The sequence below is a fragment of the Phenylobacterium sp. genome (assembly GCF_035309685.1).
In the GTDB taxonomy this organism is placed as follows: Bacteria; Pseudomonadota; Alphaproteobacteria; order Caulobacterales; family Caulobacteraceae; genus Phenylobacterium.
The window spans coordinates 1-13,451 of sequence record NZ_DATGEX010000003.1; the positions used below are offsets into that span (position 1 = coordinate 1).

Consider the following 13,451-nt stretch of genomic DNA (forward strand, 5'->3'; position numbering starts at 1 on the left):
GGCAGCTTCAGCCGCTCCTGCAGCTCGGCGATGTAGACGCAGCCGCGCTCCAGCACCGCGCCCACCGTCAGGTCCACCTCGTGCATCGCGACGCCGGCGATCCGCTCGCGCACCGTATGCGCGCCGGGCAGAAACGAGGCCCGCACCCGCCACGCGCGGCCCCCCAGCCGCAGGTCCAGGCTCGCCGGCTGCACCTGGTCAGGCTCGAAGGGACTGTCGGCCGTGATCGCGCCCTGGGCGATCAGGGCGTCGATGGCTTGGCAGGGCAGGATGCCCGGGCGTTGAAAGGCGCTCATGGGCGGCGAAGAGTTAGCGGAGACGGCGGAGGTTGCAAGGGGCGGGGTTGCGGGTCGGGCGCGGATGCGACCCTTCGCTGAGCTTCAGGAGGTCGGCCTGCGGCAGGGTTGACCGGCCTGAGGTCGCCTCTCAGAGGTCGCCTCTCAGGGGAAGGTCCTAGGACTTTAGTCCAATAGGCGCCGCCTGCGCCGCCAGCTAACCTTCGCCTTAGGCAAGCCAGGTGCGGCGAAGCCAAGGTCGGGATCAGCGACATGCGTTTACAGATGCGTCGGGCGGCCCTGGCCGCGGTCACTGCGTTCGGCCTCTCGGCCACCGCCTTGCCGGCCGCGGCGACGATCTATCAACTCAACTATTCCGGCGTCATTCAGCCGGGCGACCTCTTCAACGAGGACAACAATATGTTGGGGGACGACGGCTGGGCCGGAAAGACCCTGACGATGAGCTTCCGGATCGACACCGGCCTGCCGTTCTCCACGCAGGAATTCGGCGATTCGACCTTCCAGACCATCGTCAGCTTCGGCGACACGCCGTCGCCGATCCTGTCGGCGACCGCCCAGGTGAACGGCGCGGACGTGACGCCTTGCGGCTACGTAGGGCTTTGCGGCGTAACCGCCCCCAACTTTGAAGCGTTCGTGGGCGACTTCACGGACTCGACGAACCCCAACTGGGAGTACGCCGTGGCGACCCAGGCCGGCACGGACTCAACCGCCGAGCAACTGGCCCTGTACATCTTCGATTCCACTGGCCGCATTTCCAGCCTCAGCCCGGATCTTGCGCCCGGCGTCTATACGGACGCCTTGGCTCAGTCCACCCTTCTGTTCTCCCAGGATCAGGACGGAAACAATTCTGTGGAAGTGTCAGTCTCGACGTTCGGAACGGTCACGGTCCAGGCCGTGCCCGAACCCGCGACCTGGGCGCTGATGATCGGCGGCTTCGGCCTGGCCGGCGCGGCGCTGCGGCGCCGCCGCGCCGCGCACGCGGCCTGACGCGTCAAGAAGTCTTGGGGACAGGCGTTCCCGTCCCCTCGGTTCTCTGACCTCTGGATGTTGGTTCGTCATCGTTCCCGCCTCTCCCGGTCAATAGGGGCCAGAGTTCTCAGCCGCGGCATGCGCCGCGTAGCGGGCCTCCATGAGGTCGTAGGCGGGCTTGTCCACCAGCCTCTGCCGCTCCGCGAATGACGTCACGCCGCGCTCATCGAGGAGGCCCTTCTCCTTCAGCGTCGACAGGGTCGACTGCATGCCCTGCACCGCGCCCTGCAACGCCGCGTTGGCGTAGAGCACCAGGCTGAACCCCATTTCGCCCGCCGCCTTCGCGTCGACGATCGGTGTCTTGCCGCCGAGCACCATGTTGACGAGTTGGGGCGCCTTCAGTCGGCGGGGAAGCGCCTTGAGATCGTCAAGGCTCTCCGGCGCCTCGACGAATGTGACGTCCGCGCCCGCCTCGATGTAGCGGCCGGCCCGTTCGATGGCGGCTTCGAAACCCTCGACCGCACAGGCGTCGGTGCGGGCGATGACGACCAGATCCTGCCGTCGCGTATCGACCGCCGCGCGCACCTTACCCACCATCTCTTCGAGGGGAATCAGCGCCTTGCCGTCGAAGTGTCCGCATCGCTTTGGCGCTCGCTGGTCCTCGATCTGAACGGCGCTGGCGCCGGCCTGCTCCAGGACGCGAACCGTGTGGGTGACGTTGATGGCGTTGCCAAAGCCCGTATCGGCGTCCACCACGAGCGGCAGGTCGATCACACATCGGATCGCCATCACATGATCGGCCACCTGGCTTAAATCCATGAACCCAAGGTCCGGCAGGCCGAGGTGCGTATTGGTGAGGCCGGCGCCGGTCAGATAGACGGCCTTAAAGCCAAGATCGGCGATGATCCGTGCAGCGAGCGCGTTTGGCGCGCCGGGCAGAACGACGCCCCGCTCCTCGCGCAACATCCCTCGCAGCGCCTGAATATGAGAAATGGGCATCACTTCCCTCCTGTTCTCTAGATCGATCCAGGTTCACGCCAGCCAGGCCCAGCGTTGCCGGACCCAACTGAGACGTCTTTCGCTAGATCGGGTTTTCCTGGAAGAGACGCGCGACCATCGCCGAGTCGAGGTAGGCCCTCACTCTGTCGATGACGCCGTCCGCGAAATGGACCACCCAGCAGTACCGGTTGTCGAACCGCATGCCGTTCTTCGCCGTGGCGAGGGAGTGGAGCTCCACGACAGCCTCATCGTCCTTCACGAGCAGGTGCTCGACGACGAGTTGAGCCCCATTGGGCAGAACCTTGCCAAGCTTCGCGAACGTACCCGCGGCGAAGTCGGCCTTCGACCTGTAGTGACCCGCCAGCGGATGCGTGCCTTCGACGATCCAGTCGACCCTGTCGTCGACATACGCAAAGAAACCGGCGCCATCGCCTTGTTCAAGGCCTTGGAAAACCTGGCGAACGTAAGCTTCGGTGATCATGAGTTCCTCCTGTCAATGCGCGAGCAACTGCTTGCTCGACGAGGACGAGATGTCCTGCCGCAAGACGTAGAACTGGCCACCTCATTGATCCAATATATGCTACAGGCTCTCTTGATCTGTTTTGGAGATGGCCGTGGAGCTGCGCCACATCCGGTATTTCCTGGCAGTCGCCGAGGAACGGCATTTCACGCGGGCGGCGGCCAAGGTTGGCATCGGGCAGCCGCCACTGAGCCAGCAGATCAAGGACCTGGAAAGAGAGGTTGGCGCGGCGCTGTTTCGTCGCTTGGCCCACGGCGCTGAGCTCACCGAGGCGGGCAAAGCCTTCCTGGCTGGCGTGAAGGAGATGCCGTTCATTGCTGAGAGAGCGACCCTGGCGGCGCGGCGCGCGTCGCGGGGCGAGACCGGATCGCTGCGTATTGGCTTCACCCCGTCGACGACGTTCAACGGCGTGGCGCCGTCCGCAATCCGCGCCTTTAGACGCGCCTATCCGGAAATCCATCTCACGCTCGAAGAGGCCAATACGGCGCGGCTCGTCGTCGGTTTGCAGGAAGGCGCGTTCGATGCGGCGTTCCTGCGGCCAGGCGCGTCCGCCGGCGAAGAGTTGCAACTGAAGCCGCTCGCGGAGGAGCCCATGGTGGTCGCCCTTCCAAAGGCGCACCGGGCGGCCGCCCTCAAGAGGGTCGATCTCGCAATGCTGGCGCACGACCCGTTTCTGCTGTTCCCGCGGGACGTCGCGCCAACGATCTACGACACTATTGTCGACGCCTGTCGAAAGGCCGGCTTCGAACCGGACATCAGCCAGCTCGCGCCGCACTTTTCCACGATCGTGAATCTCGTGGCTGCGGAGCTGGGCGTGTCAATCGTCCCGGCCTCGATGATGCAAATGCGCGTAGCGGGCATCGCCTATCGTCCGATCGCCGGCCAGTCGCCGACGACCCAACTCGCCCTCGCTTACCGGCGCGGAGAGACATCGCCCGTCGTGCGCAATTTCATAGCGCGGGCGGGGTCCTGACTCCCAGGAAGACGAGAAAACCAGGTGATGTCCGGTGAGGGCGCCCTCCGAGGACGGGCCCGGGCGACCCGCCACGCATCAAAAACTTGACTCCGGCCTCGACCTATGTTCTTGTTTTGTTCATGTCCGACCCCACCGCCACCGCTGAACGCCGGGAAGAGATCCTGGGCGAGCTGGCCGAGTGGATGCATGCCGCGGCGCGGGAGGCGCAGCGGCGACTGCTGGAGGCGGAGACGACGGACGACTTCGTCAAGCTGACCGGCTCGCTGGCCAAGCTGGCGCGGGGCGTGCGCCAGTCGATCCTGATCCACCGCAAGCTGGAGGCCGAGCGGCTCGAGGCTGAGCGTCTGGCGGGCGAGGCGGCCGCGCGCGAGCCTGAGCTGCATCCCGAACTCATCCCCCGCCACGTCAAGCGCGTGCGCCTGCGCACCGCGATCACCCGCCATGTCTGGAACGAGCTGGAGGACGACGAGGAGGCGGAGCTGTTCCGCGACGACCTCAACGCCCGGCTGGACGAGATGGAGGGCGAGGACGACTTCCTGGACACGCCCATCGACGACCTGATCGCGCGCCTCTGCCGCGACCTCGGCTTCGCGCCGCCCCTCACCTCCCCCGTCGCGGCAGCGACGGCGGGAGGGGGACCGGCCGCCGAAGAGCGGCTGGTGGAGGGGGCGAGCCTCACCCGCCCCGGCCCCGCCGTCCACGCGCCCAACACGTCCTGAGCGCTGCGACCGCGGGTTCGTCTTCGGGCCTCCGCGCAGCGGAGGCTCAGTCTTTGAACACCAAGACCACCAAGGACACGAAGATCACGAAGACGCCCAGCCTGGCGCGGCGCCACCGCTTGCGCGGCCCCTTCGTGATCTTCGTGGTCTTTGAGGCCTTCGTGTCGCCTTTGCGATCTTGGCGTTCTTGGTGTGCTTGGTGTGCTTGGTGGTGAAATGACTGAGGCTCCGCTCGCGCGGAGCCTCGGAAGACCAGCGCACTTCGCCGGTGTCTTCCGTGGTCGTAAAGAAACCCCGGCGCCGCCCGATCAGTTGCCGCCCTTGGCCGCCGCGGCCGCCGCCGCCGCTTCCTTCAGGCGGGCGCCGCGGAGGATGCCGACCATCGCGTAGTTCCCCTCATGGCAGGCGTATTCGTAGATCTGCCCCTTGGAGGGCTTGAAGGAATACTCGCCCGACCAGGCCTGGGTGTAGTGCGTCGGATCGTCGACCGTGAACTGATAGAGCAGTTCGTTCTTGGCGATCCGGGTGAACCGTTCGGTGACCGTGCCCTGGGCCGAGACGGGGGTGAGCGTGCGGCCTTCCTGGATGGGGTTCACGTTCTTCGTCTCGGTGACCAGGGTGTCGCCGTCCCACCAGGCCACCGTGTCGCCGAGCCACGGCCGGATCGTGGCCGGCTGGTGATGCGCGCGGGCCTCTTTCGCCGACGCGAAGATCGGGGCGATCCGGACGTCGTGGTTCATCTCCAGATTGATCACGAAATAGCCGGGCGTGACGACGAAGCTGTAGTTGTTGTTGTAGATCGCGTTCAGCATCACCGGCCCGCCGGCGTCGCTCTGCGAGATCAGGCAGCGCTCGCGCAGCGGCAGGTCCTCCGGATCGGTGTAGGCGCCCTTGCCGGACTGATACTCGACCCCGTCGCGGTTCATCAGCGCGAGGCTCTTCGCGCGGTTCTTGAACGGCATCTTCCCGTCGGCGGGGCTGGTGATGAACGAGGACCGCGCCTCGCCGCGGACGCGCATCAGGCTGTCGCCGCTGTCGATCCAGAAGGCGTTGTAGCCGGCGGTCGCGTTCTCGTCCTTGAAGTTTCCCTTGCTGAGGTCCGAGTCGCCGTTGGCCTGGGCGTTGCGCGCCTTCGTGGCCTTGGCGACCTCGTCGGCCTGGGCCTTCGGCACGACCAGCGTCGAGAAGCTTGCCGGGCGTTCGAGCCGGGTCACCGTGGCGTTGGTCCAGACGCCGCTGAAGTCGCGGGCCAGGGCCTTGGCCGGGGCGGCCGGGGGCGCCTTGTCGGCCTGAGCTTGGCCTTGGGCGAGCGCCGGGCCGGCGAGCAACACCGCCGCCATGGCGGCCGCAGACATCGTGCCTCTGGTCATCGCGTCGTCCTCCTGCCCTCGCCGCTTCGCGGTCTGCCGCCAGTTTGGCGCCGAGCGTCCGCCAAGTTCAAGCACGCGTCAGTTGAAGCGGCCCGAGGTGGGCGGCGACTTGTGGCCTTCGCCGCTGCCGTTCTTGTCCGAGTCGCCCGACGGCGGCGGCGGCGGCGGGTTGCAGTCGCCGCGCGCCGGTTGCTTGGGGTCGAGCGGGACCCGGGTCGGCGCGCCGGGGGGCTTCAGGTAGCGATCGAACCAGTCGATGGCGGCGTTGATCGCCCGCGTCCGCTGCCAGACATAGATGTCGTAGTGGGTGGCCTCGGGCAGCATCACCATCTTGCGCGGCCCCTTCACCTCCTCGCAGGCCAGCTGGCCGTTGTGGGTGTTGGAGAACAGCTCCTCCTTTTGGGCGAGCACGAACAGCGCCGGCGCGGTCACATCCTCCGCCTGGTCGATCGGGGTCCAGCGCGCCACCTTGTTTCCGACCGGTATGCCAAGAAGGGGGCGCGCCGGCTCGGCCGGATACTGCGCCTCGCCGGTGGCGAGGCGCGAGGCGGCGGCGTCGGCCTCGGCGATCACCCGGGCGGGGTCGGCCTGGAAGGGCTTGGAGGGGCGGGTGTCCATCCGGCTCACCTGGCTGACCAGCGCCTTGATCCGCGGCTCGAAGGCCGCCGCATAGATGACGTGGCCGCCGGCGAGATCGGACCCCAGGACGCCGATGCGCTGGGCGTCCACCAGTGGATCGGCGGCGGCATAGCTGAAGGCGTTGGACCAGTCCTCGACCTGCTCCCGCGGGTCGATGTAGCCGCGCAGTTCCCGCACCTCGCCGGTGAACGTCCCGCCCGCCGGCGGCCGCGCGCCGGTGAGCATCACCCGCCCGTCGCTCTCGCCCCAGCCCCGGTAGTCGAACAGCATGACCCGGTAGCCGGCGCGCGCCAGGTCGACGGCGTCCTGGCGGGCGGTCGCGGCCGTGGCGCCCCAGCCCGGCGCCACGATCACCGTGGGCAGTTTCTTGCCGTCGTTCTCGTCCGCCCAGAACCACTGGGCGGTCAGGCGCACGTTCTCGCTGACGAAGTCGGCGGCCTTGAAGCCGATCCCGTCTGGCGGACGGTAGTCGCGCGCCGAGGGCAGGCCCTGCAGGGTGGCCGGATCGACCGCCGGAACCTTGGGCCCGGCGTCGGTCAGCGGGAACGGGGCGTCGGGCGCGCTGCCGCCCAGCGAGATCGTCCGTTGCGCCGGCGCGGCGGTGGGCCAGGCCAGCGCCAGCACGCCGGCGCAGGCCAACGGGGCGAAACCGGATCTCATGAAACGCGACGATCAGCGGAAATAGTCATCGTAGACGCCCAGGACCCGGTACTGCATCTCCAGTTTCACATCGCCCTCCTTCTCGTGGAGGGTGACGTAGCCGCTGTAGAGATCCGGCGTTACGCGCTTCAGATTTCCGGTCTCTGTCGGCAAGTCCCAATGATCGCCGGAGGCGGAAATGCCGCAGGGCTGGAACTGCGAAAGCTGGTCCCGCTGCGCCCCCGTGGGAATCTTCTCCGACGCCAGCGGCGGCATCCAGGCCGTGCTCAGGTTGCTGCGCAGCCAGACGGTGTTGATGCAGTCGCCGGTCGGCGCGCGGAACACCCGGACCGTGCGGGAATAGGTCCAGCCCGAACCGTCGAAGACCGCCGGCCTCTGATAGATGTTGAAGACGATGCCCAGGCGGAACGCCGGCGTCGGCGGCGTGGGCTTGGGCCGCTTGGCGAGCTCGGCCTCCAGCTGCCGGATCTTCTCGGCCAGCGTCTGGATCTCGATCCTGGCCCGTTGCTCGGCCTGCTGATGCATCAGCATCAGCGCCGCCACCAGGATGAGGAACAGGAACAGGATTCCGATGAAAAGGTCGGTGAACGACACGAAGGGCCCTTCGCCCTCCTCCAGCGCCGGGGCGGCGGAGCGTCGCCGCAGCCGTCCGGGCATCACTCGCCGCTCCGCCGCGACGGCGCCGGCCCGAACGAGAGCAGGCCGCCCTTCGCATTGGCCTTGATGGCCGCGGCCGTCTCGGCGATCGCCTCGCTGAGCGGCGACAGGTCCAGCTTCTGGATCCGCGCGAAGATAGCTTCTTTCATCAGGTGCAGCTCGGCCTCCTGCTGGCTCATCGAACCCAGGTCCGGCGGGCACCAGGCCGCGGCGATGGCGGGATCGGTGAGCGCATGATCGAAGGCGTCGCCCAGCCGCGCGATGTGCTGCGCCTTCTCCGAGGTGGAGCGGTAGATCTGCACGATCAGCGCGCAACCGACGCCCACCGCGGAGATCCAGAACTTGTTGGCCGCGGTCGCCAGCAGCACCTGGATGAAGTCGCGCATGTGCGCGCTCTGCGCCTCGGCCGTCCCTTGCTCGGCGCCGATGTTCGCGCTGGCGATGGTCAGCGCCGCGATCAGGCCCATGAAGGTGCCGAGCAGCGCCACCCGGATGATGAAGTCGCCAAAGCCGCTCAGGCCCCTGTGCAGCCGCCGGTACTCGTCCTCCAGCATCGTTCGCGCGGGACGCAGGCCCTCGACGCTGTGGCGCCCCGCCGGCACGGCCGCCATCACGCCCAGATAGCTGGCGGTCGCCCTGGCGGCCGCGGAGCTGGGGTTCCGCCAGACCTTGTGCTCCCCAAGGTCGTCCGCGCGGCAGGCCGCATGGGTCAGGATGCGCGCGCCCGTGGACTCGTTCAGCAAAAGCAGTTGCGCGACCTTGCCGGACCCATCGAGGTGATGGGCGGCGTCGACCAGCTTGATGATGCCGCGGGACGCCTCGGCTTCCGCGTTGATCGAGATCTGATTGCGAACAATCGCAACGACGGTCAGGAAAATCAGCAGTCCGGAATAGACAAACAGAAATCCACTGGACGCAAACAATCTAGCGATATCCACGAATGCTTCCCCCTTTGCGCCGCGCGTGTTCGGCTGGACCCCCATTGGACCCCGGCCCGTCCGCGTTCAACTCGCTTCGGCGGACACGTCCGCAACCGGTCGGAAGCGGTCGCCGGCATGGCGGTGGAACTAGGCCACCGCCCGGTGAGCCGCGAATGTCCTATTTGTGGCGTGGACGCAATATCTCCCACTGACGCACCGATGGCGTGGGGGCACGGTCTGAAGTGGCTCCCCACCGCGGCGGTAAGCGCCGTTGCGCGCGTTTGCAGGAAAGCCCGGGTTGACGCCCCGCCCCGTCTGCCGTTCAAGCACCGTCCTGCAAGGGAGACCCGCCATGGCTGAAGATCCGCGCGACTGGGAAGTCGAGACCCGGCTGGTGCGCGGCGGCATGGCCCGCAGCCCCTACGGCGAGATCTCCGAGGCGCTCTACCTGACCCAGAGCTTCGCCTATGACAGCGCCGAAGACGCCGACGCGCGGTTCGCCGGCGGGCCGGGCTTCATCTACCAGCGCTTCGGCAACCCCACGACGCAGATGTTCGAGGACCGCCTGGCGCTCTTGGAAGGCGCCGAGGTCTGCCGCGCCACCGCATCGGGCATGAGCGCGGTGCACGTGGCGCTGACCGGCCTGCTGAAAGCCGGCGACCACCTGGTGGCGGGCCGGGCGCTGTTCGGCTCCTGCCGCTGGATCATCTCCGAATGGCTGCCGCGCTTCGGGGTCGAGACCACCTACGTCGACGCCACCGACCTGGAGGCCTGGAAGAATGCGGTTCGGCCCAACACCAAGGCGTTCCTGGTCGAGAGCCCGGCCAATCCGCTGCTGGAGGTCACCGCCATCGGCGCGGTCGCCGAGATCGCGCACGCCGCCGGCGCCAAGCTGGTGGTCGACAACGTCTTCGCCACCCCGATCTTCCAGAAGCCCTTGGCGCTGGGCGCCGACATCGTCGTCTATTCGGCGACCAAGCACATCGACGGCCAGGGCCGGGTGCTCGGCGGCGCGATCCTGGGCGCCACGGACCTGATGACCGAGTCCTACAAGGACATCCTGCGCCATACCGGCCCGGCCATGTCGCCGTTCAACAGCTGGGTGCTGCTGAAGGCGCTGGAGACGCTGGAGCTGCGGGTGCGGCGCCAGACCGAGAACGCCGGCAAGGTCGCGAACGTCTTCGCGGCCAGCGGCAAGGTGAAGAAGACCATCTACTGCGGCCGCCCCGACCACCCGCAGGCGGCGATCATCGCCAACCAGATGACCGGCGGCGGCAACGTGGTGGCCTTCGATCTGGGGAGCCGCGAGGCGGCGTTCCGCTTCCTCAACGCGCTGCAGATCGTCGACATCTCCAACAACCTGGGCGACGCCAAGTCGATGGCCACCCACCCCTGCACCACCACCCACCGCTCCATGCCCGAGGCCGAACGGCTGGAGATCGGCCTGACCGAGGGCTGGGTCAGGATGAGCGTGGGCCTGGAGGGCGCCGGCGACCTGTCGCGCGACGTCAGCCGCGCGCTCGACGCCGCCTGAACTCTTCGCGAAGCCGGCCGTTCGTGGCAGGGTGACGGACATGATGCACATGCGGGCGGCAGTATTGGGCGGGGTGATCTCGGCGGCCCTGGCCGGGACCGGCGTCTGCGCTCCGAAGCCCGCCGCCAAACCCGCCGCCGGCGATCCGCCGCCGCCGGCCAGCCTGAATGTCGGTGACGTGGAGGCCTGGGCGTCGGCCTACATCGACGCCGACATGTGGACGCTGATCACCCACGACCTGGAGGGCGCGCGCTTCGTGCGGCCGGAGGGCGGCAAGGCCAAGGGGCCCCACACCATCGAGGCCGACATCCGCACCGAGCTGTTCAAGCCGGTCCAGATGGGCGCGGGCCTGGCGCGGTCGGGGCTGGCGCACTGGTCGGTGGACTGCGCGGGCACCCGCTATTCGGTGCTCAGCATGACCATCTACAGTCACAACAACCTACAGGGCGAACTGGCCCGCAAACCCGCCGCCGACGCCGACTGGATCACGCCCAACGAATTCCAGGTCGCCACCATCCAGGTGATCTGCAAGGCGGTGCTCAGCGGCAAGCCGCTGGAGCCCCAACTCGGCGCACCGCCGGCGACGCCCTCCTAGGACGCCGGCGCGGCCTCCAAGGCCTCGGGCGCCACGGCGTAGAGCTTCGAGCAGTACTCGCAGGTAACGTGGATCTTGCCGTCGGGCTCGACCATGTCGGCGCGGTCGGCGGCGTCGAAGGACTTCAGCACCGTCTCGATCCGCTCCTGGCTGCAGCGGCAGAAGGCGCGCAGCGGCTGCGAGCTGAAGACGCGCACGCCATCCTCGTGGAACAGGCGGAACAAGAGCTGCTGCGACGACAGCACCGGGTCGGTCAGCTCGTCCTCGCCGACCGTCTCGAAGAAGGCCTGGGTGCGGATCCAGGCTTCGGTGGTCGAACCCCGCGCGTCGTCCTCGGCGACCGACTGGATCAGCATGCCGCCCGCGCGCCACAGGCCGTCCGCGAGCGAGACCGCCAGCCGCACCCGCGTCGGCGTCTGTTCGGACTGGGCGAAATACTGCTCGGCGCAGAGCGCCAGGGTCTCGCCCTCGATGGCGGTGACGCCCTGGTAGCGGTCCATGTCAGGGCCCTGGTCCACGGTCATCATGAAGTGGCCTTCGCCCAGCAGCGACTTCGCGCCCGGCCGCACGAACCCGGTGGCCGCCGCCGCCACCTGGTCGGCGTCAAAGCCGCAGTAGCCGCGCAGGCCGCCCGACGTATCGTAGTCGGCGACCACGAAGCGCACCGGGCCGTTCCCTCGCGCCTCGATGATCAGCCGGCCCTCGAACTTCAGGTTGGAGCCGACCAGGGCGGCCAGCGCGCAGGCCTCACCCAGCAGGTTCGCCACCGGCTCGGGATAGTCGTGGCCGCGCAGGATGGTATCGATCGCCGGGCCCAGGCGCGCCAGGCGCCCGCGCACCGGCTCGCCCTCGATCTGGAAGGCGGTGACGGCGTCGTCAGGAATGGGAGAGGAAGCAGGCATGGGCGCCGATATAGGGCAGAACGCGCCGATTGCGAGCCTCGCGGTGGGTCAGCCGGTTTTGCGGAACCGCAGGTTCCAGACGCGGCCGCCTTTGTAGCTCAGGCCGGTCACCTTGCCCGCCTTGTTGCGCTGGAAGCGGACGAGGGCGTAGGGCCGCAGGAAGCCGTCCTTGAACGCCGCGGTCAGGACGACCGCGTCGCTCGGGCGATCGCTCGGGACCATCGCCAGCGCCCCGTCCCTGACGCTGACCCGCAGCGTCGCGCCGGCCTCGTCGCTGACGTAGGTCCCAGCCAGCAGGGCGAGGTCGGCCGGTGTGGGCGTCACCCGCGCCTCGCGCCTGAAGGTGTCGCCGTTGTCGCCCAGGCTGACCATGCCGCCGTCCGCCTGGAAGCGGAGCGTAAAGGGGCCGGCGCGGTAGGCGCCGTCCGCCTGCCGCAGCAACGTCGGACCGCCCTTGAGCCGCAGATCGTGGCCCTCGGCGACGATCTCGGTGGTGGCGAAGGCGCCCTGCCCCACATAGAAGCCCGGTCGCGCCGCCAGCTCGGATGGCGGGGTCGGCTCAGCCGCCGCCGGGGCGGTGGGCGGGTGGGAGAGATACAGATCAGCCGCCAGGCGTCCGGCCGGAACGCTGGACGCGTTTCCCGCATTGCAGAGCATGGCGACGGAGACGCCTTCCGCCGGATAGCGGGCGAGCCAGGCGCGGTACCCGGCCGTGGAGCCGCTGTGACTGACCTCGGCGACGCCGCGGTGGCTCTCGTTCATCAGGCCCCGAGCATAGGCGATCTTGCTGCCGTCCTTGAGCACCGCCGATAGCTGCAACTGGTCGGCGACGACGCCCAGCTTGCGGTCGGTGAGCGCCTGGTTCCAGATCAGAAGGTCGCCCACGGTCGTGAGCAGAGCGCTGTTGCCGTGGACGTTCTCGAACGGCATGTCGAGTTGATAGGACGCACCGATACGATCGTAGGCTTGGGCGCGGCCCGGCACGATGCGGCGGAAGTCGTCGCGCCAGCCGGTGTGGGCCATGCCCAGAGGCTTGAACAGGCGCTCGGCGGTGAAGTCAGCCAGCGACCGGCCGCTCACCCGCTGCACGATGATGGCCGCAAGGTTGTAGCCGGTGTTCGTGTACGAATAGGCCGTGCCCGGCGCGTAGTTCAGCGCCTTCTGGCGTGCAGCGATCTGCAACACCTCGTCGTGGGTGTAGATCCGCGAGCCGCGCGGCCAGCCGGCGATGTCCTCGACCTCGCCCCAGTCCCGCAGGCCGCTGGTGTGGGACAGCAGCATGTCGACGGTGATTGGCGCGGAATAGGCCGGCATCTCCGGCAGGTATTTCCGGATGTCGTCGGAGAGCGCGATCTTGCCGTCAGCGACCAAGGTCAGGATCGCCGCGGCCGTGAACTGCTTCGAGACCGACCCCGCCTCGAAAATTGTGTCCGGCGTAATCGGAACGCCGTGCTCCAGGTCGGCGGAGCCATAGCCGCGCAGGAGGGTCGGCTGACCGGCTCGGGCCACGCCGATGGCGCAGCCTGGCGTGTCGGCCTTGTAGCGGGCGAAGAGGTCGTCCAAGGCGTCGGCCCGCGCCGAGCTGGCGATGACAAACGCCGCAAGCGCAATGGATAGCTTCATGTAACGGTCCCCGCGTCCGAGGGACGCTACGACCTCGCGCCGCGCCTCGTCACATGAAATGTCGGCTCGCAG

The 13,451-nt window shown here is 68.2% G+C and carries 14 protein-coding genes; 5 read left to right on the forward strand and 9 right to left on the reverse strand.

All coding sequences use genetic code 11. The features are described 5' to 3' along the window. A partial coding sequence (locus VKQ35_RS00480) for a 2'-deoxycytidine 5'-triphosphate deaminase domain-containing protein (RefSeq protein WP_324357928.1) occupies window positions 1-296 on the reverse strand: 296 nt, incomplete at its 3' end. 252 nt (window positions 297-548) lie between these two features. Here VKQ35_RS00480 and VKQ35_RS00485 point away from each other — a divergent pair. Then, window positions 549-1,283 (forward strand): PEPxxWA-CTERM sorting domain-containing protein, encoded by a 735-nt coding sequence (locus VKQ35_RS00485; protein ID WP_324357930.1) that lies wholly within the window; start codon window positions 549-551, stop codon window positions 1,281-1,283. A 90-nt stretch (window positions 1,284-1,373) separates the two neighbouring features. Here VKQ35_RS00485 and VKQ35_RS00490 read toward each other — a convergent pair whose 3' ends face one another. Then, window positions 1,374-2,231 (reverse strand): isocitrate lyase/PEP mutase family protein, encoded by an 858-nt coding sequence (locus VKQ35_RS00490; RefSeq protein WP_324357932.1) that lies wholly within the window; start codon window positions 2,229-2,231, stop codon window positions 1,374-1,376. A gap of 115 nt (window positions 2,232-2,346) precedes the next feature. Further along, entirely contained in the window at window positions 2,347-2,745 is a 399-nt protein-coding gene (locus VKQ35_RS00495; protein WP_324357934.1) for a nuclear transport factor 2 family protein, read from the reverse strand. Window positions 2,746-2,878: 133 nt separating this feature from the next. Between VKQ35_RS00495 and VKQ35_RS00500 the strand changes: the two genes are divergently transcribed. Continuing rightward, window positions 2,879-3,757: a LysR family transcriptional regulator gene (locus tag VKQ35_RS00500; RefSeq protein ID WP_324357935.1), complete on the forward strand. Its 879-nt coding sequence runs from the start codon at window positions 2,879-2,881 to the stop codon at window positions 3,755-3,757. Window positions 3,758-3,879: 122 nt separating this feature from the next. Further along, window positions 3,880-4,479 (forward strand): hypothetical protein, encoded by a 600-nt coding sequence (locus VKQ35_RS00505; RefSeq protein ID WP_324357937.1) that lies wholly within the window; start codon window positions 3,880-3,882, stop codon window positions 4,477-4,479. 308 nt (window positions 4,480-4,787) lie between these two features. Here the strand turns inward: VKQ35_RS00505 and VKQ35_RS00510 are convergent, their stop codons facing one another. The 4 genes from VKQ35_RS00510 to VKQ35_RS00525 form a co-directional block, all read right to left on the reverse strand. Continuing rightward, window positions 4,788-5,849 (reverse strand): hypothetical protein, encoded by a 1,062-nt coding sequence (locus tag VKQ35_RS00510; protein WP_324357939.1) that lies wholly within the window; start codon window positions 5,847-5,849, stop codon window positions 4,788-4,790. Between the two features lie 78 nt (window positions 5,850-5,927). Then, complete coding sequence (locus VKQ35_RS00515; protein ID WP_324357940.1) at window positions 5,928-7,148, reverse strand: alpha/beta hydrolase; 1,221 nt, start codon at window positions 7,146-7,148, stop codon at window positions 5,928-5,930. Window positions 7,149-7,160: 12 nt separating this feature from the next. Further along, a complete protein-coding gene (locus tag VKQ35_RS00520) occupies window positions 7,161-7,805 on the reverse strand; it encodes a hypothetical protein (protein WP_324357942.1) in 645 nt (214 codons plus the stop codon). Then, window positions 7,805-8,743: a hypothetical protein gene (locus VKQ35_RS00525; protein WP_324357943.1), complete on the reverse strand. Its 939-nt coding sequence runs from the start codon at window positions 8,741-8,743 to the stop codon at window positions 7,805-7,807. The genes VKQ35_RS00520 and VKQ35_RS00525 overlap by 1 nt, the downstream gene beginning before the upstream one ends. A 334-nt stretch (window positions 8,744-9,077) precedes the next feature. Between VKQ35_RS00525 and metZ the strand changes: the two genes are divergently transcribed. Together metZ and VKQ35_RS00535 are read left to right on the forward strand one after the other, a co-directional pair. Beyond that, entirely contained in the window at window positions 9,078-10,259 is a 1,182-nt protein-coding gene (gene metZ, locus VKQ35_RS00530) for an O-succinylhomoserine sulfhydrylase (RefSeq protein ID WP_324357944.1), read from the forward strand. A 40-nt stretch (window positions 10,260-10,299) separates the two neighbouring features. After that, window positions 10,300-10,854, forward strand: coding sequence for a surface-adhesin E family protein (locus VKQ35_RS00535; RefSeq protein ID WP_324357946.1), 555 nt, complete (start codon window positions 10,300-10,302; stop codon window positions 10,852-10,854). Here VKQ35_RS00535 and VKQ35_RS00540 read toward each other — a convergent pair. Together VKQ35_RS00540 and VKQ35_RS00545 are read right to left on the reverse strand one after the other, a co-directional pair. Beyond that, the gene (locus VKQ35_RS00540) at window positions 10,851-11,756 is read right to left on the reverse strand and encodes an Hsp33 family molecular chaperone (protein WP_324357948.1); all 906 of its coding nucleotides are present in this window, start codon (window positions 11,754-11,756) and stop codon (window positions 10,851-10,853) included. The two genes, VKQ35_RS00535 and VKQ35_RS00540, sit on opposite strands and share 4 nt — an antisense overlap. A 48-nt stretch (window positions 11,757-11,804) precedes the next feature. Beyond that, the gene (locus VKQ35_RS00545) at window positions 11,805-13,379 is read right to left on the reverse strand and encodes a serine hydrolase domain-containing protein (RefSeq protein WP_324357949.1); all 1,575 of its coding nucleotides are present in this window, start codon (window positions 13,377-13,379) and stop codon (window positions 11,805-11,807) included. Between the last annotated feature and the right edge of the window lie 72 nt (window positions 13,380-13,451).

Bases quoted from the DNA above. Each gene is read 5' to 3' on its own strand.
- VKQ35_RS00485 (WP_324357930.1), top strand. From the start codon at position 549: ATGCGTTTACAGATGCGTCGGGCGGCCCTGGCCGCGGTCACTGCGTTC.
- VKQ35_RS00490 (WP_324357932.1), bottom strand. From the start codon at position 2,231: ATGTTGCGCGAGGAGCGGGGCGTCGTTCTGCCCGGCGCGCCAAACGCG.
- VKQ35_RS00495 (WP_324357934.1), bottom strand. From the start codon at position 2,745: ATGATCACCGAAGCTTACGTTCGCCAGGTTTTCCAAGGCCTTGAACAA.
- VKQ35_RS00505 (WP_324357937.1), top strand. From the start codon at position 3,880: ATGTCCGACCCCACCGCCACCGCTGAACGCCGGGAAGAGATCCTGGGC.
- VKQ35_RS00510 (WP_324357939.1), bottom strand. From the start codon at position 5,849: ATGACCAGAGGCACGATGTCTGCGGCCGCCATGGCGGCGGTGTTGCTC.
- VKQ35_RS00515 (WP_324357940.1), bottom strand. From the start codon at position 7,148: ATGAGATCCGGTTTCGCCCCGTTGGCCTGCGCCGGCGTGCTGGCGCTG.
- VKQ35_RS00520 (WP_324357942.1), bottom strand. From the start codon at position 7,805: ATGCCCGGACGGCTGCGGCGACGCTCCGCCGCCCCGGCGCTGGAGGAG.
- metZ (WP_324357944.1), top strand. From the start codon at position 9,078: ATGGCTGAAGATCCGCGCGACTGGGAAGTCGAGACCCGGCTGGTGCGC.
- VKQ35_RS00535 (WP_324357946.1), top strand. From the start codon at position 10,300: ATGATGCACATGCGGGCGGCAGTATTGGGCGGGGTGATCTCGGCGGCC.
- VKQ35_RS00540 (WP_324357948.1), bottom strand. From the start codon at position 11,756: ATGCCTGCTTCCTCTCCCATTCCTGACGACGCCGTCACCGCCTTCCAG.
- VKQ35_RS00545 (WP_324357949.1), bottom strand. From the start codon at position 13,379: ATGAAGCTATCCATTGCGCTTGCGGCGTTTGTCATCGCCAGCTCGGCG.